At 39.2% G+C, this 19,983-nt stretch carries 15 protein-coding genes, 6 tRNA genes and 2 other annotated features (1 of these 23 cut by a window edge); of the genes, 10 read left to right on the forward strand and 11 right to left on the reverse strand.

Translation table 11 applies throughout. The features are described 5' to 3' along the window. The 6 genes from MKY78_RS13695 to MKY78_RS13720 form a co-directional block, all read left to right on the forward strand. Positions 1-71 (forward strand) — tRNA-Ala (locus MKY78_RS13695) (it extends 2 nt beyond the left edge of the window). Between the two features lie 64 nt (positions 72-135). After that, a tRNA-Ser gene (locus MKY78_RS13700) sits at positions 136-228 on the forward strand. Positions 229-299: 71 nt separating this feature from the next. Then, positions 300-375 (forward strand) — tRNA-Phe (locus MKY78_RS13705). Between the two features lie 173 nt (positions 376-548). Next, positions 549-622: transfer RNA gene (locus tag MKY78_RS13710), tRNA-Gly, on the forward strand. A gap of 9 nt (positions 623-631) precedes the next feature. Beyond that, positions 632-705 (forward strand) — tRNA-Ile (locus MKY78_RS13715). Between the two features lie 64 nt (positions 706-769). Next, positions 770-843: transfer RNA gene (locus tag MKY78_RS13720), tRNA-Arg, on the forward strand. Positions 844-1,145: 302 nt separating this feature from the next. On the opposite strand, the gene MKY78_RS13725 is transcribed toward MKY78_RS13720, so the two are convergent. From MKY78_RS13725 to MKY78_RS13740, 4 genes are all read right to left on the reverse strand, one after another. Continuing rightward, positions 1,146-1,295 carry a hypothetical protein gene (locus tag MKY78_RS13725; protein ID WP_339213420.1) on the reverse strand — a complete coding sequence of 50 codons (150 nt, stop codon included), beginning with the start codon at positions 1,293-1,295 and terminating at the stop codon, positions 1,146-1,148. A gap of 124 nt (positions 1,296-1,419) precedes the next feature. After that, positions 1,420-2,124, reverse strand: coding sequence for an ABC transporter permease (locus tag MKY78_RS13730; RefSeq protein ID WP_339213421.1), 705 nt, complete (start codon positions 2,122-2,124; stop codon positions 1,420-1,422). Continuing rightward, the gene (locus MKY78_RS13735; RefSeq protein WP_339213422.1) at positions 2,117-2,827 is read right to left on the reverse strand and encodes an ABC transporter ATP-binding protein; all 711 of its coding nucleotides are present in this window, start codon (positions 2,825-2,827) and stop codon (positions 2,117-2,119) included. The genes MKY78_RS13730 and MKY78_RS13735 overlap by 8 nt, the downstream gene beginning before the upstream one ends. 69 nt (positions 2,828-2,896) lie before the next feature. Then, on the reverse strand, positions 2,897-3,433 hold the full coding sequence (locus tag MKY78_RS13740) for a PadR family transcriptional regulator (RefSeq protein ID WP_339213423.1): 537 nt from the start codon (positions 3,431-3,433) through the stop codon (positions 2,897-2,899). 204 nt (positions 3,434-3,637) lie between these two features. Here MKY78_RS13740 and MKY78_RS13745 point away from each other — a divergent pair, with 204 nt between their 5' ends. Further along, on the forward strand, positions 3,638-4,909 hold the full coding sequence (locus tag MKY78_RS13745) for a hypothetical protein (protein ID WP_339213424.1): 1,272 nt from the start codon (positions 3,638-3,640) through the stop codon (positions 4,907-4,909). 116 nt (positions 4,910-5,025) lie between these two features. Next, a complete protein-coding gene (cax, locus tag MKY78_RS13750) occupies positions 5,026-6,087 on the forward strand; it encodes a calcium/proton exchanger (RefSeq protein ID WP_339213425.1) in 1,062 nt (353 codons plus the stop codon). Between the two features lie 71 nt (positions 6,088-6,158). Here the strand turns inward: cax and MKY78_RS13755 are convergent, their stop codons facing one another. From MKY78_RS13755 to MKY78_RS13780, 6 genes are all read right to left on the reverse strand, one after another. Continuing rightward, positions 6,159-7,544: an aspartate ammonia-lyase gene (locus MKY78_RS13755; protein WP_339213427.1), complete on the reverse strand. Its 1,386-nt coding sequence runs from the start codon at positions 7,542-7,544 to the stop codon at positions 6,159-6,161. 100 nt (positions 7,545-7,644) lie between these two features. Then, complete coding sequence (aroA, locus tag MKY78_RS13760) at positions 7,645-8,937, reverse strand: 3-phosphoshikimate 1-carboxyvinyltransferase (RefSeq protein ID WP_339213429.1); 1,293 nt, start codon at positions 8,935-8,937, stop codon at positions 7,645-7,647. Between the two features lie 11 nt (positions 8,938-8,948). Continuing rightward, positions 8,949-10,052 (reverse strand): prephenate dehydrogenase, encoded by a 1,104-nt coding sequence (locus MKY78_RS13765; protein WP_339213431.1) that lies wholly within the window; start codon positions 10,050-10,052, stop codon positions 8,949-8,951. A gap of 18 nt (positions 10,053-10,070) precedes the next feature. Further along, positions 10,071-11,162, reverse strand: coding sequence for a histidinol-phosphate transaminase (gene hisC, locus MKY78_RS13770; protein ID WP_339213432.1), 1,092 nt, complete (start codon positions 11,160-11,162; stop codon positions 10,071-10,073). 21 nt (positions 11,163-11,183) lie between these two features. After that, entirely contained in the window at positions 11,184-12,356 is a 1,173-nt protein-coding gene (gene aroC / locus MKY78_RS13775) for a chorismate synthase (RefSeq protein WP_339213433.1), read from the reverse strand. Positions 12,357-12,370: 14 nt separating this feature from the next. After that, positions 12,371-13,447 carry a bifunctional 3-deoxy-7-phosphoheptulonate synthase/chorismate mutase gene (locus MKY78_RS13780; protein WP_339213434.1) on the reverse strand — a complete coding sequence of 359 codons (1,077 nt, stop codon included), beginning with the start codon at positions 13,445-13,447 and terminating at the stop codon, positions 12,371-12,373. Between the two features lie 70 nt (positions 13,448-13,517). Continuing rightward, positions 13,518-13,735: a binding site (T-box leader), on the reverse strand. A gap of 67 nt (positions 13,736-13,802) precedes the next feature. After that, positions 13,803-14,015 (reverse strand) — a binding site (T-box leader). A gap of 341 nt (positions 14,016-14,356) precedes the next feature. On the opposite strand from MKY78_RS13780, the gene MKY78_RS13785 reads away from it, so the two are divergent. Continuing rightward, positions 14,357-14,875 carry an HD domain-containing protein gene (locus tag MKY78_RS13785; RefSeq protein ID WP_339213435.1) on the forward strand — a complete coding sequence of 173 codons (519 nt, stop codon included), beginning with the start codon at positions 14,357-14,359 and terminating at the stop codon, positions 14,873-14,875. A gap of 127 nt (positions 14,876-15,002) precedes the next feature. Here MKY78_RS13785 and MKY78_RS13790 read toward each other — a convergent pair whose 3' ends face one another. Further along, positions 15,003-15,209, reverse strand: a complete 207-nt coding sequence (locus tag MKY78_RS13790) for a hypothetical protein (protein WP_339213436.1) — start codon at positions 15,207-15,209, stop codon at positions 15,003-15,005. 168 nt (positions 15,210-15,377) lie between these two features. Between MKY78_RS13790 and MKY78_RS13795 the strand changes: the two genes are divergently transcribed. Next, positions 15,378-19,673 (forward strand): 5'-nucleotidase C-terminal domain-containing protein, encoded by a 4,296-nt coding sequence (locus MKY78_RS13795; RefSeq protein WP_339213438.1) that lies wholly within the window; start codon positions 15,378-15,380, stop codon positions 19,671-19,673. Positions 19,674-19,983: the final 310 nt, after the last annotated feature.

Here is a 19,983-nt window from a genome sequence, read left to right on the forward strand (position 1 = left end):
GGCCTTAGCTCAGCTGGGAGAGCGCCTGCCTTGCACGCAGGAGGTCAGCGGTTCGATCCCGCTAGGCTCCACTTTACCATCTGATTTATTACTTCAAGTACTAGAACAACAGATTGGTAGATTGTAATTTTTGATGGAGGTATACCCAAGTCTGGCTGAAGGGATCGGTCTTGAAAACCGACAGGCGGGTCAAACCGCGCGGGGGTTCGAATCCCTCTACCTCCTCCATAAAATATGTTAGATGCTACTATTGGTTATATGTAATTTTGTTCAAAGTTAGAGTATAGCTTATATTAATTGGCTCGGTAGCTCAGTCGGTAGAGCAACGGACTGAAAATCCGTGTGTCGGCGGTTCGATTCCGTCCCGAGCCACCATGTTATATTCCGGGATATGCGGGTGTAGTTTAATGGTAAAACTCCAGCCACGAGCGATACATCCACCGAATTCACTACGAGTTGCCTCGAGGAATAAACGTCCTTGAATATGCTAGTAGACGTAGGGGCATGTCCGTTCGTAAGCTGTTATTATAGACCAATCTATATTTTATGCGGGTGTAGTTTAATGGTAAAACTCCAGCCTTCCAAGCTGATGTCGAGGGTTCGATTCCCTTCACCCGCTCCATTAATTTATGGGCCTGTAGCTCAGCTGGTTAGAGCGCACGCCTGATAAGCGTGAGGTCGGTGGTTCGAGTCCACTCAGGCCCATTAGGCAAGTTAATTGATCGATCAACTTATACAGATTCCATACAATTGTATGTTGATATATTTTGCGCCCTTAGCTCAGCAGGATAGAGCAACAGCCTTCTAAGCTGTGGGTCAGAGGTTCGAATCCTCTAGGGCGCGTTAATAAAGGTACACACTAGGAAGGTCTTGCATACGATGAAGCCCTTCCTCTTTTCTGTGTCTTTTTATTTAATTTCCTAACATAAGTTCTCTTACTCAATGAATACAATATCCCCAATTAATGAACCTCATCACCATATCTTCATAAATAACACATCTAAGTAAAAAATCTAACCTTGAGAAGAATAACTCCAACACAAGCAACAACTAAATCCGTCTATTATCCAGTCAAAGCTTAGCTATCCATTAGGATAAAAAAAGGGAAAAGAGAACCTCCATCTCTTTTCCCCCGCTATATTATTCTAAAAGTCAAAGTATTTAAAGTTACGTTCTAGTTTCTTTTTATAACGCTCTAATCTCCGTATCTTTTTAAACGTAAGTAGAGAGCATATTGTAACAGCAATCAGTAACCATTCATGTCCTTCACGATTATCACCAATTATTCTTTCCATCGCAACCTCCTATAGTTCTGATTTATTACTTATTAGTATATAGGAATCAGAGCTCTTTTTAAAACTAAATAAGCGTATTCGTTGTGATAAAACGTGAGCTATGTTTGTATTTCGTAGTTGAAAACTATTGTACCCGAAACGTCATTTTAGAAAGGAAAAGAAAAAGTAATAAAAAAGTGAACAGAATGGCAATTGATAAGAAGTAATTAGAAACATGACTTTCTATAATGGAGCGATAACCAGATTGTAGCCATTCTACAGGATTAATCCAACTAATCCATTGAACCCACTTAGGAGAAGTGTCGAGATTGAAAAACACGCTACTACATAAAAAAAGTGGAATCATGACCAAATTAGTCGTGATACTTAGTTGCCCTTCGTTTTTGGGAAAGCTAGAAAGGCAGAATCCAATTAGCGTGAATAAGGCTGAACCGACAAAGAAAAAGGGAAGAAATAAAAGAATCTGTAATACCGATAAGGTTAAATCAAATATACTATTTTCGATTATCAATAAAATAATGGAAACGGTACAGGCAATGATTGTTTGGCTAATGGTAATGCTGCTAAGATATTTCCATAAAGAGAATGGTGTAATGGTCAATAATTCATAAACGCCGCGCTTTCTTTGGGCAAAGATGGCAAAGCTATTCGTTGTACAGCAATAAAAAAAGATACTTAATGTTAAAATGCCGAACAATAAATTGGCATTTACATTGATAGCCAAAAGAGACAAGGTAGTAAATATACCAATTGGTAGAAAAATAGACCAGAATAAGAGATAGTAATCTTTAATATCCTTACGAAGCGAAATTCCAATTATATTAAACATAATATTCCTCCTTTTTCATGGGATGATGAAATAGTTCTTCAAAATCCCCAACCTTGTATTTATTGAGTAATGTTTCAGGTTTTCCTTCTTCTAGCAATCTTCCTTTCCCCATAATGAGGATGCGGTCAGCCAAATTGCGAACCTCCAACATATCATGAGAAGAAAATAAGACACTTTTCCCTTGCGACTTTAGGTGGCGAATCATGTTTTGTACCTCGCGTTGTCCACTAGGATCTAGACCGGCAGAGGGTTCATCTAAAATAACAAATTCAGGGTCATGTAAGGTTGTAATACTAATGGCTAACCGTTTTTGTTGGCCTAAGGAAAGCTTAGAAGCCAATGTGTTCTTTACATCCAATAGATTGTAGTCTCTTAATATTCGTTCCATCTTTTCAGTAGTAATCTTAGATTGATAAAAGGTATTGAAAAGCTTTAAGTTATTTAGGACAGTTAGGCCTTCAAAAAATGGTGTTGTTTGTAACTGAGCACCTACCTTTTGGTTAAAGTCTTTTGTCCATCTCGTGATCCTTCCACTATCTGGCTTGCTGATACCTAATAGCATTCGAATCGTAGTCGTTTTCCCGGATCCATTGGCGCCAAGTAATGCAACGACTTCATTTGCGTGAATTGAAAAATTCAATCCACTGATTACTTTTCTGCCTTTAAAGCTCTTCTCAACATTGCTAAAATTGATTAATTCCATACACATTCTCCTTTGTATATTCAACTTTGACTATATGAGTAAAAATCAAAGCCATTGCTAGTGGCTTTGTTATTTCTGTTTTATGATGGAAATAGTAGCTTCGATAAGTCGAAGCTGTGATTCAATCATTTCAAACATATGCTCAAATACAATACGAGTTAATGGGGGAATTTCACCCTGTAGAGCTTTTTCTTTAGCTTTTAAACCTGTTTTTACAGCTTGTGATTCAAGCAATAATTTTTCTTTATTTTTAGTTAAGTGATCAATTGCTTCTCCTTTAGGTAGTTGATCAGCGAGTGATATTCCGGAATATAAATCTGTCGGATAATAGACTTTGGCGTTTCCAAGGCATTCTAGTGCTAACTCTCTTTGAAATGCTTCACCACTTGCGGTGATTTTATAAATAGCCTTTTGCCGATGTCCATTGCTTTCGATACTGGCTATTTCAATGTAACCCTCTTTTTCAAGCTTTTTAAGCGCATTGTAAATGGAACCGGGCAAAACACCAGCCCATCTTGGGGAATCGTTTAGTTCAAGCATAGATTTAATTTCATAACCAGACATTGGCTGGATACTAAGCATAGCTAATACTAATAATTTTGTCACAGTAATACTCCTTTGATTATTCAACGTTGAATATATAAGTAAATATAATGGGTAATGGTTGGATTGTCAATAGGTAAATAAAAAAGTGGTGTAAGAGTGATTCAGGGAGGAGAAGTAGAGAGAGGAATATGCAACGTGCTTTTTCAATTATATTAAGTTAAATGCTAGAATGTATTTAACAATCATTAAATATGAGGGTGGAAAATGAGAAGAATAATGAAATATAGGTTCATCGTTATCATCGCACTAGTTGTTATCTTAGCTGGATGTACAACAAAGGAATCAGGAAATAATGATAATTTATCCCAAGAAGATGTAGATACGGAGCCAGAAGAATATATTCCGAGTGAAACAGATGTGGTATTTAAGCATAATGCTTTACGAAATGTAGAGCTACTGGAAGAATTTATTGAAACTGCTGGTGGAAACGGAGAAGACAATGAAAGCCATATTAGAATCGTAAAGTATGAGCCACAAGGAGCGCTTATTTATGATTTACAATCAAGATATGATGAAAATGCCAATCAATCTTGGATTGAGGTTAAACCAGATCTAAGCTATTTTAATACATCTGAAGTGCCTGTACAGGACGTGTTTTATAATGCTCCAGAGCAATGTTGGTATATGTCAAAGGATACAGAAAAAGGGTATTACAAATTTCATGAATGTAGGACACATTGGGAATATTACTTGTTTCCAATCGTTAGCAATACCTTATCGTATGAGGAGTTAATAAATCCTGCTGAGGAAGAGAAATATGAAATTATGAACGGGAAATATTATGATTTGGAAGATATTACGCTTGAGCTATTCACATCAAAAAGAGATGCTGAAAAATGGAAAGAATATGATGAAAAGGACAAGCTAGATAAGCGGGATAATTTAACATCGGATAATGCGTTAAACTTGATTGCAGGAAATGTAGATCTAACCAACATTTTAGGAAATGAAGTACTTGTTACGTCTTGTGAGGATGGATTATGTGACATATACTCGGAGCAATCGCACTTATTAAGGGGATTTATTGTTCCAGAGATTAGAATAAACAAGTACTCAGCAAGGGAGGATTCCGAAAACAAACCAGAATATGAAGTGAATATAGATAAAGAACTATTATGGGGAAAGATTAAACGACAAGTAGAAAGCCTACTGGCTGAATCTGAAGAGCTTATTACCATGTATGAGAATGGTGATTATAAAGAAGGTAATTACGATGATGCTAAGTTGTTATACAATAAAGTTAATGGGAGAGTCAATATTATAAGACATACTTCGCTTCCTGATGATAAGGAAACAGTAGCTGAATATTATCGAATCTTGATGGCTACGGAATATTTATTTAATAGTTTTTACCAAGCACAAAGTTATATTGAACAACGTCAAGAAAAGGATCTAAGGGTGTTGGTAAAGGAGGAAGTTATCCCATTAAGGGAGGAACTACAGGTGGTGTGGGACGCGGTGAACATACCTAGGTAACTGTTTAGTTATTAAATCTAGAAATTAATAAAAATGAATCTCCTTGTAATCTATAAATAATACCTCCCGAGTGCGGGTAATCTAACACTAATCCGTAAAAGGGAGGTGTTAGTAGAATGAATAAAATATTCTTGATTTTAGTGGTGATTGGTATTCCGATATCCGTTTTGGGCGCGATTTTGGAATGGTCACCTATTATGATGTTTATGGTGTATTGTTTAACAATTGTAGCGCTGGCTAGCTTCATAGGGCGAGCGACAGAAAGTCTGGCAATTGTTCTAGGGCCACGAATTGGTGGCTTAATGAATGCAACTTTTGGAAATGCAGTGGAACTTATTATTTCTATTTTCTCATTAAAAGCAGGGTTAATAGGAATTGTATTAGCGTCTCTAACAGGCTCGGTGCTAGGAAATTTATTACTTGTGGCTGGGCTATCTTTCTTTGTCGGAGGACTAAAATATAAACGTCAATCTTTCAACCAATATGAGGCACGTCATAATGCAGGAATGCTAATATTTGCAGTCATTATTGCCTTTGTTATTCCAGAAGTATTTACTAGCAATATGACTGAACATGATACGATGGTTCTTAGTGTAGGTATTTCGATAATCCTAATTTTATTATATTTTGCGGCGCTACTGTTTAAATTTGTTACTCATAGAGGATTGTATCAAAATAGTTCAAAGGAAGAAACAGAAACGAAGGAACAAGAAGAACCGGAATGGGGTAAACTAAAAGCAATCGTTATATTGGCAATAGCCACAAGTGCAGTAGCCTTTGTTTCCGAACATTTAGTTGGGACATTTGACATTGTTGGAGAATCATTTGGTTGGTCTGAGCTATTTATTGGTATTATCATTGTAGCGATTGTTGGGAATGCTGCAGAACATGCTTCCGCGGTAGTAATGGCCTATAAAAATAAAATGGATGTAGCCGTAGAAATTGCGATAGGATCTACACTTCAAGTCGCAATGTTTGTATTACCTGTCCTTGTGTTGCTATCGCTACTATTTCCTACATCTATGCCACTAGTATTTACTTGGCCAGAATTAATTAGTATGGTAACAGCGGTACTGTTAACAATCATGATAACCAATGATGGTGATACCAATTGGTTTGAAGGAGCCATATTACTCGCTGCTTATTTGGTTATGGGCATTGGGTTTTACTTTTTATAATAGATGAATGTGGAGAAAGGGACTTTTGTCTCCTTCCTATAAGAAAAAGAACATTGCCCCATGCGCTAAATTTATAGTAATCCCTTGGGCTCCATAGCTTTCTCCAATTCTGGAGTCCATAGCCCTTTCTGTTGTAATATTTCTCGAATCGTCACATTTTGATCATCAGCTTCTTTTCCTATTTGTGCTGCTTGGTCATAGCCGATAATTGGACTTAGTGCAGTAACAAAGGCGAGGCTAGACTCCATCCAATTTTTACAAATTTCTTCATTTCCTTGTATGCCGTTGATACATTTCATTGTCAAGGTTGAAATGGCATTGTACATGATTTCGAGTGATTCTAATAGTGTGTAAGCAATCATGGGCATTATTACATTTATCTCCAGCTGACTAGCTGTTCCTGCAGTGGCTACGGCTGTTTCATAACCAATGATTTGACAACAGACCATGTGAGTCATTTCCAAGATAGCTGGATTAACTTTCCCTGGCATGATAGTGGATCCAGGTTGAACAGATGGCAAGGAAATCTCAGCTAATCCAGTTCGTGGGCCTGAGGCAAGAAGTCTTAAGTCACTCGTAATTTTAATTAGATGAACAGCCAATTCTTTTAAGGTAGCCATGACTCGTATAGGTGCTCCGGTATTTTGCATGAATTCAAAGATATTATTTGGGCTTCGAATGGGAAGCTGTGTACGCTTCTTTACTTCTTCAAGGACTTTTGCTGCGTAGTCTGGATGGGTGTCAACCTTTGTACCAATCGCTGTTCCGCCAAGCCCGATTTCATATAGTTTGTCAGAGGAACACTCTAATTGTTGAATCATGGAACGAATGGTTTCGGCATATCCAGCAAATTCCTGGCCCAAACGCATGGGTACTGCATCATGAAGATGCGTTCTTCCGGATTTTACAATAGGCATAAATTCAATTGACTTCCGATCTAGTTCAGTGTAAAGCTCTTGTAATGCCGGTAATAGTTTATGGACGATGATTTCGGATGCAGCGATTTGCATAGCGGCATGGAAGGTGTCATTAGTCGATTGGTGTTTATTTACATGGTCATTAGGATGAATTCGAAGGTGGTCTTGTTTTGCTGTCCATAATTCAGTAGCTCGAATTGCGATGACTTCATTGGCATTCATGTTCTGGGATGTACCTGCTCCAGCTTGATACACGTCTACAACAAAGTAATCATCTAATTTCCCCTCTATCACTTCTTCCGCAGCTTGGATAATGGCTTTTCCAATGGAGGAGGGGAGTACTTCCAGCTCCATATTTACGGAAGCGGCTGAGGCTTTAATGATTCCTTGTGCACGGATAAAGGAACGGGGCAGGCGCTTACCGCTAATTTGGAAGTTTTCTACTGCACGTTGTGTTTGGGCACCATAATAGGAATTCTTTGGTACTTTGATCATACCGAGTGTATCTCTCTCCATTCGAAAGTTATCCGAAAATGTCATTGTTTCTCTCCTTCTATATGAAAAATAATACGTTTATGGTTAGTGTTTCCGAAGGAGGTGGGATTAAACGAAAAAATGAGGGAAGACTAGAGGGACGAGTTTACTGTCCCCCCAATTCACTCAAACTCCCAAAAAACCCAGGATAAGAAACATCAATCGCCTCACTGTTTTCCAGGATAGTCTCTCCCTCTGCAATCGTACTGGCAATTGCTAACATCATTCCAATTCGATGATCTCCGTGGCTATTTACAATGGCACCTTTTAATTTCGTATTGCCATGAATGATCATGCCATCTTCTGTTGGTTCAATATGTGCTCCCATCTTACTCAGTTCTTGTGCTACGATGTCAATGCGATTCGTTTCTTTTACCTTGAGTTCTGCTGCATCTTTAATGACAGTCGTTCCTTCTGCCTGAGTTGCAGCTAGGGCGATAATCGGAATTTCATCAATTAGTCTAGGGATAATTTCACCGTCGATTTCTACTCCATGTAGGGTAGAAGCTTTCACTTGTATGTCTGCGTATGGTTCCATTACTTCTTCGTTTTGGTTAAAAGTAGTTAAGGTGGCACCCATGTTTAACAGTACATCGATAATTCCAGTTCGAGTAGGATTGATTCCGACATGGTGTAAGGTAATGTGACTTTGAGGAACAATGGCTCCAGCCACTAAAAAGAATGCAGCAGATGAGATATCGCCTGGGACGTCGATGCTAGTCGCAGTTAACGGTTGTTTTCCCTTAATCGATACGTAATTTCCTGACCTGTTTACGGATACTCCGAATGCATGCAGCATTCTTTCCGTATGATCACGTGTACGTTCGGGTTCGATAACGGTAGTCGTTCCGTCCGCTAATAATCCAGCTAATAATATGGCGGATTTTACTTGGGCACTGGCAACTGGTAATTCATATTGAATCCCATGTAAATTTTGTCCTCTAATCGTTAGTGGTGTATACATACCGCCTTGTCTACCATCAATATTTGCTCCCATTAAACGTAGTGGGTCGACGATTCGCTTCATCGGTCTTTTAGCAATGGATGCATCCCCTTGGATACAGGAATAAAATCCAAGTCCTGCAAGAATTCCGGACAGAAGTCGAATGGTAGTACCAGAGTTTCCGACATCGAGTACTTCCTTCGGCTCCTGTAGGTGTTCGATTCCGAGCCCATTAATTTCTACTTGGGTTCCATTTTGCACAATATTAACTCCTAGTTGTCTAAAACAGGAAATCGTACTTAAGCAGTCTTCACCAGGAAGAAAGCCTGTTACACTTGTTTTACCCTTCGCTAATGCGCCAAACATAATCGCTCTATGGGAGATGGATTTATCTCCTGGTATATGGATAGTTCCAGAAAGACCGTGTTCCACTTTGCTTAATTTTTGTCTTGTCATGTTTATCCTCCTTAGGCCGTTTCATAGGTTTTATAGTTATGATAGGTTAGGAGTGCTTGTGCTTTACTACGATCGTTATGCTTTGAAAAGCTAATTTGTAAAATGCCAAGCAGTCCCTTTCTATTTTCCATAATGTGCAGGTTTGTAATGCTTATCCCATGCTCAGCAAGTAATGTCGTGACTTTTGCAATGGCTCCAGGGACATCAAGGACATCAACATATAAATCATAATACGCAGGGATGGCGCCTTTAGCACGAACTGGAAGAGAATCACGGTATTTCTTTGCATCTGCAAAGAAGTGAGAAATGGCTAGGTCATCGCCTCTTTCTAACACTTGCTGGAACTTCTCGATTTCCTCTATCCACTTGTTTATTAATCTTAATAAATTGCTGCGATTCTGAAATACAATATCCTTCCACATCTGTGGACTACTGGATGCGATTCGTGTAATATCTCGAAACCCTCCAGCGGCTAGCATTTTAATCAGAGGATTTCTTTCATCCTCTTTTCTTGCGAGATTAACTAAAGCAGATGCAATAATATGTGGGAGGTGGCTGATAACGCCAGTAACATAGTCATGTTCTTTAGGGTCTACTACTAGGAATTTTGCATTCGTTCCACAGAGCCATTGCTTTAGCTCATCCACTCGAGTGAGCGAATGGTTAGAAGGGGTGAGAACGTAATAGGCATTTTCGAATAGGTGATCCTTTGCGCTTTCTACCCCGGATTTATGTGAGCCTGCCATCGGATGTCCGCCGATGAAGGTTACGTTGGTATTATGCCATAGCTGTTCTGCGAGTTTCATTATGCCACGCTTCGTACTACCAGTATCGGTTATGATGACATCATTCTTTAATTCGATCTGTGACAATTGCTTCATTACTTTCTCCATTTGTAAAACAGGAGTAGACAGGATGATGACGTCCGCTATTTCTGCACCTTCACGTAGAGAAGTAGCTTCTTCGTCCATTACATGTAGCGACTTAGCGGTAGTTAGTTCAGTAGTATTTACATCATAACCATAGATTCGTGCTTTTGGATGCTGTTTTTTTATGGCAAGGGCTAAAGATCCACCAATTAGCCCTAGTCCTACAATTAATATATTACCATGCATGCCAATACCTCCTGTTGTTTATGGCGTAACTTTTTCGGTAATTAGTTCTTGTAATGCATTTCTTACCTTCTCGTTTTGCTCTTTTTTGCCAATGGTAATGCGGATGGAGGTTGGAAATCCTAATGATTTCCCAGAACGTACAATCAGTCCTTTGGTTAATAAATATTCCGCCACTTCATCAGCATCTCGTTTTACGTTAATTAAGATGAAATTCCCTTGTGAAGGAAAGTAAGGTAGATTATGTTCCTCGCAAAAGCCATAATACTGTTGTAACTCAGCTGTATTCTGTGCTCGACAATTTTGTACGAAATCTTGGTCTGAGAGAGCGGCTGTTGCTGCTAGTTGACCTAAGACGTTTGTGTTGAACGGAAGACGTACAGGCTCTAAGAACTGAATAGTAGTGCTAGTGGATATGCCGTATCCAATCCGAAAGCTTGCAAGACCGTAAATTTTAGAAAAAGTTCGCATGATAATCAAGTTCGAAAATTGTTGTGTAAGTGAAAGGGAATTAGATGGCTCGGTCACATATTCCTGATATGCTTCATCGAGAACAACTAATACATCGCTTGGAACCTGTAGTAAAAATCGGCGAATTTCTTCTTCCGGGATATATGTCCCAGTAGGGTTATTCGGATTACACACCCACACAATTGCGGTTTGATCATCCAATTTAGTGAGCATCTTATTCAAATCATGGAATCCATTGACTAGCTCCACTTCACGTACTTCGGCACCTTCAATAATAGCGGCATGCTTATACTGTGGAAAGGTGCAAGCAGCCATCACCGTATTCTTTCCAGGCTCTAGCATGGCACGTGAAATGATTTGAATTAATTCATCGGTACCGTTCGTAATGAGGAGCTGATTTTCCTCTACATGTAAATGGGAGGCTAGTGTCGATTTTAAGTCCGCTGCGCTTCCATCTGGGTAAAAGGTATAGGATGAATCCCCATTTAGTAATGCTTGATCGACACTTGGTGAATAGCCATACGGGTTTTCATTGGAAGCTAGTTTGATGATTTCTTCAAGGTGGTACTGTTTTTTCACCGTATCAATGGATTTACCTGGTTGATATGCGCGTAACGGTAGAATTTGCTCTTTCCATTTCATGACGAGTCCTCCTAGGTTAGGTTAAAATGTTTTGGCATAGTTCCGCTGTTCTGCCACAGCTTGTTTTAATGCATCCATGCGATCACTAGTAAATTGCTCGGTAATAGCTGCAGCAAGCTCCCAGGCTACTACAGCTTCGGCAACAACACTTGCGGCAGGAACAGCACAGCTATCCGATCGTTCAATACTTGCAGTAAACGGTTCTTTTGTCTCGATATCGACACTTTGAAGCGGCTTGTATAAGGTTGGGATTGGCTTCATAACGCCTCTGACAACAATAGGCATTCCAGTCGACATTCCACCTTCAAAACCACCTAATCGATTCGTGTTTCGGACATAGCCGGTTTCTTCATTCCAAAGAATTTCATCATGCACCTGACTGCCAGGCTTTCTAGCCATCTCAAATCCTAAACCAAATTCTACCCCTTTAAATGCGTTGATACTGACAATGGCTGCGGCTAGCTTAGAATCGAGCTTCCGGTCGTAATGGACATAGCTGCCAACCCCTGGTGGCATTCCTTCGACTACTACTTCTACGACTCCTCCGATGGAATCCCCATTTTTCTTTGCTTCATCAATTGCATCCATCATTTGTTGTTCTTTAGTTTGATCAAAACAGCGCACCGGGGAAATCTCTGTGCGTTGCTTCAAATCGGTAATATCACGGAAATCCCGATCTTTTGCTTGGATTCCGCCGATTTCAATGACATGGGCTGTTATGTCGATGCCAAGGAGATGGAGGAGTTTTTTCGCAACGGCTCCTGCTGCGACTCGAACCGTAGTTTCACGGGCAGATGAGCGTTCTAGTACATTACGCATGTCGCGATGACCATATTTAATCCCACCAACTAGATCCGCATGGCCTGGGCGTGGGCGCGTGACTTTACGTCTAATGCCACTTGCCTCTTCCTCTTCAATGGGTTCGATTCCCATCACGTCTGTCCAGTGTTTCCAGTCGTTATTCTCCACGACTAGTGCAAGGGGGGAGCCGAGTGTATATCCATGCCGAACGCCGCCTGCAATTGTCACCTGATCTTTTTCAATTTGCATTCTTTTTCCACGGCCATAGCCTTTTTGTCGATTTGCTAGCTCACGATTAATATCACTGGCAGTTAGCTCCATTCCGGCAGGTAGCCCTTCAATAATGGTAGTTAGCTGTGGTCCGTGAGATTCTCCTGCTGTTAAAAATCGCATAGTCATGTTCCTCCTTAGGATAGTTTCTCTTTGAATGCTTTAAGTCCGTCCATGAACTCATGGAATTCAGGAATATTCATTTGCTGCTGCGCATCCGATAAGGCGACAGTAGGGTCCGGATGAACTTCTGCCATAATCGCATCGGCTCCAATGGCTAGAGCGGCTTTTGCAGTTGGGAATAGTAAATCCTTTCTACCAGTTGAATGGGTAACATCGACAACAACCGGTAAATGTGTTTCTTTTTTCAAAATAGGTACAGCAGAAATATCTAACGTATTGCGCGTTGCTTTCTCATAGGTGCGAATTCCACGCTCACACAGAATGACTTGATCATTTCCTTGGGCGAGAATGTATTCTGCTGCATGGATGAATTCCTCTATGGTTGCTGCTAGTCCTCGTTTTAGCAGAATAGGCTTGTTTACTCTTCCGACTGTTTTTAGTAGCTCAAAGTTCTGCATGTTACGAGCACCAATTTGAATCACATCCGTGTATTCTAAAGCAATTTCTACATCATGAGGGGTTAGGATTTCACTAATAATAGACATTCCCACTTCATCCGCTACTTGACGTAAAATCTGTAATCCTTCCATACCAAGTCCTTGAAAATCGTATGGCGAGGTACGTGGTTTAAATGCGCCACCTCGCATCAGTGTAAGACCTTGGGCTTTCATCGCTAATGCGACAGCTTTGACTTGCTCATAGCTTTCTACAGCACACGGTCCCATGATGAAATGCTGTTCCCCACTGCCTATCTTGGTACCATTTATCTCGACAATGGTGTCGTTAGGATGTGCCTTTCTTGATACTAATAATGCTTTGTTCTGTTCATCCTCTTGAAGCTCTAAGCTAGCTTTGAATATTTCCTTGAAGATATGTTTTATTGTAGATGCTTCAAAAGGTCCTTCATGGTGTTCCATAATAAAATCTAGTGCTTGCCGCTCGCGAACCGGATCGAATCGTACGACTCCTTGCTTTTCTTTGTATTCTCCAATTTGTTGGACGATACGCCCGCGTTGATTTAATAAAGCGAGTATTTTTAAGTTGACCTCATCGATTTGATTACGTAGCTCACTTAATTCATTGACCATCATTTTTCTATTCCTCCTGTGTGTAATAGTATTGTTCATACAAAAAAATCGTCCCTGTCGTTCATGTATAAACGACAGGGACGATTTTAATCGCGGTACCACCCTTATTGCGAACTAGTTATAGTTCACCTCTTCATTATGTTTAACGATCAATGACCGTCTTTCTCGAATTCACTCGGGAAAGAAGCTCCGGGATTGTAATTCATGCTTATCTTTGACTGATTTCCACCAACCATCAGCTCTCTGGACAGGGAGATAAGACACTACTTTAGATCCTTTCCTTGCTTTTGTGTTATTTAATTTTGAAGTAGGGTAGACTTATTTATGGGAAAATAAAAAGTCCCTACTGAAGTTAATCAGTAGGGACGAATGTATTCGCGGTACCACCCTAGTTGTGAAAAAGATTTTCACCACTCTAATTGGTTAACGATCAATGACCGTCTTTCTCGAATTCACTCGAGAAAGAAGCTCCGGGATTGTAATTCATGCTTATCTTTGACTGATTCACACCACCATCAGCTCTCTGGGACAGGGAGATAAAGCACTACTGTGATCCTTTCGTAGCCTTTTTATTTATGAAAATATTTTTTCTTCTTCAATGTTATAGTTTCACATTATATGTAACATAGAGAAGTCTGTCAACAAGTTTTTTTGATTTTAATCGAAGCGTTAGGTTTTATGGCTTACATTGGATTGTTAAATTTATGCGGTGAAACTAACGAGATTAATGGAAAACAGGCAATGGTTTAAGAACGGAATGAAAAATAGACTACTACAAACCAATTTCTATAGTCTAAGCACCAAACGAAGTTCTAAATGGTAGTAGTCAAGGGAGAATCATTAATAGTTGCTTAATACGCATAATAATGATAACATATCGATAATTTACCATAAAAAAGGAGGCGCTTTTTAATGAGGGCTGTCACATTAACCGATATTTACAATCATCCGATCACCCAAAAGTATGTTAGACGTTCCGGGATGGCACATGCGATATCTGTCGCTTATCATGCATTTCATATCGGACAAGAATATGAGGTGAATCTAGATTGGGCAGCTAAGGCTGGATTCTTACATGATATTGGTCATTATGAATGGTATCGTGACGGAGAATGGGACTACCAGCTTTATCAGGATTATGATATTCACCCGATTAAAGGTGCTGAACGTGCGCATAAGTTATTAGTACGGCTAGGTGAGGATAAACAAGTAGCGAAAGAGATTGCCCATGCTATATTATTTCATACGGATTCCGCTCTACCAAAAGGACAATTTGAATTCACTCCTCTGCAAAAAGTGGTTCATTTAGCAGATGAAAAGGATAAACAGCCTGGTAATTTACATCATTATCGAAATATTGATCAAAAGAAAGAACGTTCATTAATTCAAGAGCTTGATAAAAAAATAGACGAGTGGAACGACCCGGCTTGACTCCTCTATTTAATAGTTTTTTAGAATATAATCCACAGGAAAACCATTCATTTCACAACAGGCATCCATCCTAAAGGCATATGTCCCATAGTTGATGGGACAGCAAACCTTCCCCTCATAGCCCCTCTTATCCCTGTTTCTTGGTTTCTACATAATATGTCCATCCTTCTGCGACGGCTCCATTGACATCGGTAACATTTCCTTCTTGGTCTTTTATGAAGGCTTCGTTTTTCACTACGGCATTGTATAATAGTGGATCAGTTTTTAATAATGCATGTTTTAATGTTGCTCCTTTAAATAAAGAAATGGTTTTGTTATTGATAGTTACGTTCATCGGTCACCCTCCTAAACATGTACATTCTTTCTATAATTATACAACAATGTTTGGATTTGAATAAAAGTTTTACAAAAAATTAATGTCGAATTAATAAAAATTATGTAAAATGGTAGAAGATAATAGATTATTCTATTATGAATATAGTGCAAAAAAGGAGAGAAGTAGATGGGAAGCAGAAGAAAAATGCAAAGAACTTGGATGAGCTTTGTAGCATTTGTCATGTTAGTTTATACCATGTTGGGACCGATTGCCACCGTCTCAGCGGCAGAAACTTCAGAAGACAATTTAGTAGAATTAACAGTATTACATACCAATGACCTTCATGCGAAGATCAATGATTTTGGAAAAATTGCAGCGTACATAAAGGCAGAGAGAGAAGCGGCAGAAAACTCTCTATATTTAGATGCTGGGGATATATTTAGTGGGAACCCAGTAGTAGACCTCCAGTATGGTGTTCCAATTGTTGACCTATTAAATGATATGGGTGTTCAAGCAATGGCAATTGGTAACCATGATTTTGATTACGGACAAGAGGAAACAGTTAAGCGTATTAACGAATCTAACTTTCCATGGTTAAGTGCTAATACGGTTGTCGGTGATAATACAGATGTAGATTTTCCACAGCCAGAACCTTCTAAAATATTTGATGTGAATGGATTAAAGGTTGGCGTGGTTTCGGTTACAGAGACACCGCCATCTACTGCTCCTGCTAATGTAGTAGGGATTAGTTTTGAAGATCCGATTGAAACGATGAAGCAATTTGCACATTTAAAAGATGAAACGGATATCCTAATTGCCCTAACACATATGGGCTATGATATGGATCAAAAGCTGGCACGGGAAGTAGACTTTTTCGATGTTATTATCGGAGGGCATTCCCATACAACGTTGAGCCAACCAAGAGTAGTTAATGGTACACCAATCGTACAAACAGGTGCGAATGGAGAGAATGTAGGTAATCTAACCATTACATTTAACCAAGCTACTAAGGAAGTAGAATCAGTAACTGGTGAGTTACAAAAGGTTAGTAGTTTAACAGAAGTAGATAGTGAGATTCAGGCTAAAGTTGATTATTACAATGCTGAAATGGGCGAGCTTTTGTCTGAAGAAATTGGTTACACCGAAACGGGATTGACTAGAAGTGGAAATCGTGATTCATCATTAGGGAATTTTTGGACGGATGCGATGCGTCATCATACTAATTCTGATGTAGCGCTAACCAATAATGGTGGTATCCGAGCGAACATTGCTCCAGGTTCAATTACTGTAAATGATATTTATACAATTGAGCCATTTGCTAACGAAATAATGAAATATGAAATGACAGGTGCAGCACTGAAGGAAGTTATCAAGTATTCCTATGAGCGCCGTAGCTCTATTGATTTACAAACGTCTGGCCTACACTATAAGATTATCACCAATAATACCGGAAAATATATTGATTCGGAATTAGTAGTAGACGGTGAGCCAGTAGAAGATAATAAAACTTATATTGTTGCAGTTGGAGATTATATCGGTACAGGTGGAAGTGGATATAATTTTGAAGGTGAAGTATTAGAAGCGTTATCTGGTACAATGACCGATGCTATGATTACTTATGCGAAGCATCTGACCGAAAACGGTGAAAAAATCAATTATCAAAATAATCAACGTATTTCAATTGAAGTCTCTAATGATGCGCCAATTGTAGGGAATGAGATTGGATCGACAAAGAATGGCCTATCTTCTGATAATAAAGCATTAGGAGACGCAGGATTAGGAAACTTATATACCGACTCTGTTCGGGCTATTACAGATGCTGATTTTGCTTTCCTTAACGGTTCATCTGTATCAGGGAATATTCCAGCAGGTGTTATTACCGATGGACAAATAGAATTCCTTGATAGTTATGGAAATAAAATCGTAGTCGTAAAGACGAACCTAAACAAGATAAAAGATGTCATTCTAACACAATCTAATTATCATAATAGTGTCGATCTACAAGTGTCTGGATTACACTATGAATTGATAAAAGAGAATAATGTTTTTACTGATGTTGTATTCTCCACACCAGAAGGTAATCCTTTAGATGAGGAAAAGGAATATGTTGTAGCCTACAATGATTATATGCATGGAAGCAGTTTTTATAATCTAGGGGATGAAACAGTCGGTGAGTATGAGGAAGTTTGGAAAGCCGTAGTGGACTATGTATCTAATCATGATGGTCCGATAGATTATGAGGAAGGATCACGTATTACGATTCAGGATAATACGGAAATTGTAGCCCCAGAAGAAAGAGATTATATTACAGTAGCTGAAGCAATTGCTAATAATACCGGAACAAAAACGGTACAGGGTTATATTGTCGGAACCATGACGGAGAAATTCGATGGTGATTTTGCTAAGACAAACTTAATGTTAGCTGATTCACCGAATGAACGTGATATGGACCGAATTATTCCGGTTCAATTACCAAATAACTCCATTCGTACAGACTTAAATCTAGTAGATAATCCGGATAATTTAGGGAAATTGATTCAAATTACTGGGTCGTTAGAAGCGTACTTTTCTAAGCCTGGTCTAAAATCCCCTTCTGCATATGAGTTTGTCGAGGAAGTAGAAGTTCCAGAAGAACCAACGCCAGAAGAGCCAAGTGAGCCGATAGATATTGCTGATGCTCGACTAGTAGGAAATGGTGAAGAAGTTACAATTGAAGGTACTGTAACAACCAAAACTGGTAACTGGGGCAGCAAAGGCTTCTATGTACAGGATGAGACAGCAGGGATTTATGTATTCCAAGGTAATGTTGACCTGGAAGCAGGAGATGTTGTTCGTTTAACAGGTGAAAAGGGTGTTTATTCTGGAGAGATGCAAATCTCAGCAGTATCAAGCATTGAAAAAGTAGGAAATAGTGCTGTACCTGCAGCTAAAAAGGTTACACCATCTGAAATCTCTAAAGAGAATGAAGCACAGCTTGTACAGGTGGAAGGTGCTGTAATTTCTGAATTAGAGAAAGTAAATGATTATGGAACGTTTGAATTTATAGCTACAGTAGGTGGCGAGAGTGTACTAGTACGTGTTGATAACCGCACAGGTCTAGTATTTGATGATTTTGCATTTGCTAATGGAGATCAAGTAAATGTCACCGGTATCTCTAGTCAATTCAACGGTACTATTCAACTAAAACCACGTGGTGTCAATGACATTGTCGTATTTGAGGAAGAGCCGGTAGAAGAACCACCAAGTGAAGAAATTCCAGGGGAAGAAACACCAAATGAAGAACAGCCAGGGGAAGAAACCCCAGGAGAAGAAACACCAAATGAAGAACAGCCAGGGGAAGAAACTCCAAATGAAGAACAGCCAGGAGAAGAAACTCCAGGGGAAGAAACACCAAACGAAGAACAGCCAGGAGAAGAAACTCCAGGAGAAGAAACACCAAATGAAGAACAGCCAGGGGAAGAAACTCCAGGGGAAGAAACACCAAACGAAGAACAGCCAGGGGATGAAACTCCAGGGGAAGAAACACCAAATGAAGAACAGCCAGGGGAAGAAACTCCAGGAGAAGAAACACCAAATGAAGAACAGCCAGGGGAAGAAACCCCAGGAGAAGAAACACCAAAACATGAACGTGTCGATGCAGAGGTTATTATCTCAGATGAGGCTGTAGCAATTGCGGATGAATCTATTGCATCGCTAGAAGAAAAAGGTACTATCTCTGTTGACCTTTCGAAAGTTCAAGGAAATAACGTGCAATTAGATTTGACAAGTGAACAATTAGCTAGTCTACTTGAAAAGGATGCAACCATTGAAGTAGTGAGAGGGAAAGAGGTAAGCTTGCAGATCCCAACATCACTATTTGCAGACCGTCATGAATTATCAATCGTGCTAGAACAGCTTTCTATAGAGAACCCTATTAGTCCTGTATATGACTTTACCATTTTGGACGGGGAATCTATTATTTCCAAATTTACCGGAGAAGGTATCACCTTACAATTTGCTGTTAACGTTGATGCTGTAACTGACACAAATGCACTAGGTGTATACTTCTTAAACGACCAAGGTGAATGGGAACTTATTGGTGGAGAATATCGAGATGGTTATGTTATAGCTACAACAAATCATTTCAGTACTTTTACAGTATTAGAGGCTGAAGATAATAGTAAAGAAGATCCACAAACACCAGGCGATCAAAATGGAAATAACGATTCCGATAAAGACAAAGATAAAGAAAAAGATAAAGACAAAGACAAAGACAAAGATTCCGACCAAACACCTGGACCTGGTAATAACAAAGACAATAAGAAAGAAGAAGATGGAAACAAAACAGGTAATACTAAGGATGGCAATTCCAATAAGTCCGAAGAAGGCAAAAAACTACCAAAAACAGCTAGTTCCATGTATAACTGGCTTATGGCAGGAATCCTATTCATACTACTAGGTGGTGCCGTTTGGTACATGCAACGTAAGAGAATAGTAGAATAATAGGATAACACAACCGAAGTCCTGTATAAACATGCTAGGAATCGATTGTAGCAGCTTATCGTTTATACGAATAAATTCGACCATTATCGGGTGACTACTAGCTAGCATTTTTAAACAAGCGATAACTTTAAATTAATTAAGAACAAAAGAGACAATCTAAACGAGAGTCTCTTTTGTTCTTTTTTTGTAGGAAACATTCCTGAAATGTAGAACCACTAATTATCAAGATTCAGATAAATGAATAATGAATAGGTAAAAGTAATATGTATAGGAAGTAGACAAGTTTATTACTACTGAAAAGGAGATTTTT

Source organism: Ornithinibacillus sp. FSL M8-0202 (genome assembly GCF_037975285.1).
Classification (GTDB): domain Bacteria; phylum Bacillota; class Bacilli; order Bacillales; family Amphibacillaceae; genus Ornithinibacillus; species Ornithinibacillus massiliensis.

Bases quoted from the DNA above. Each gene is read 5' to 3' on its own strand.
- MKY78_RS13735 (WP_339213422.1), bottom strand. From the start codon at position 2,827: ATGGAATTAATCAATTTTAGCAATGTTGAGAAGAGCTTTAAAGGCAGA.
- MKY78_RS13785 (WP_339213435.1), top strand. From the start codon at position 14,357: ATGAGGGCTGTCACATTAACCGATATTTACAATCATCCGATCACCCAA.
- MKY78_RS13755 (WP_339213427.1), bottom strand. From the start codon at position 7,544: ATGACATTTTCGGATAACTTTCGAATGGAGAGAGATACACTCGGTATG.
- MKY78_RS13790 (WP_339213436.1), bottom strand. From the start codon at position 15,209: ATGAACGTAACTATCAATAACAAAACCATTTCTTTATTTAAAGGAGCA.
- MKY78_RS13795 (WP_339213438.1), top strand. From the start codon at position 15,378: ATGGGAAGCAGAAGAAAAATGCAAAGAACTTGGATGAGCTTTGTAGCA.
- MKY78_RS13725 (WP_339213420.1), bottom strand. From the start codon at position 1,295: ATGGAAAGAATAATTGGTGATAATCGTGAAGGACATGAATGGTTACTG.
- MKY78_RS13765 (WP_339213431.1), bottom strand. From the start codon at position 10,052: ATGCATGGTAATATATTAATTGTAGGACTAGGGCTAATTGGTGGATCT.
- cax (WP_339213425.1), top strand. From the start codon at position 5,026: ATGAATAAAATATTCTTGATTTTAGTGGTGATTGGTATTCCGATATCC.
- MKY78_RS13780 (WP_339213434.1), bottom strand. From the start codon at position 13,447: ATGATGGTCAATGAATTAAGTGAGCTACGTAATCAAATCGATGAGGTC.
- aroC (WP_339213433.1), bottom strand. From the start codon at position 12,356: ATGCGATTTTTAACAGCAGGAGAATCTCACGGACCACAGCTAACTACC.
- MKY78_RS13745 (WP_339213424.1), top strand. From the start codon at position 3,638: ATGAGAAGAATAATGAAATATAGGTTCATCGTTATCATCGCACTAGTT.
- MKY78_RS13730 (WP_339213421.1), bottom strand. From the start codon at position 2,124: ATGTTTAATATAATTGGAATTTCGCTTCGTAAGGATATTAAAGATTAC.
- hisC (WP_339213432.1), bottom strand. From the start codon at position 11,162: ATGAAATGGAAAGAGCAAATTCTACCGTTACGCGCATATCAACCAGGT.
- aroA (WP_339213429.1), bottom strand. From the start codon at position 8,937: ATGACAAGACAAAAATTAAGCAAAGTGGAACACGGTCTTTCTGGAACT.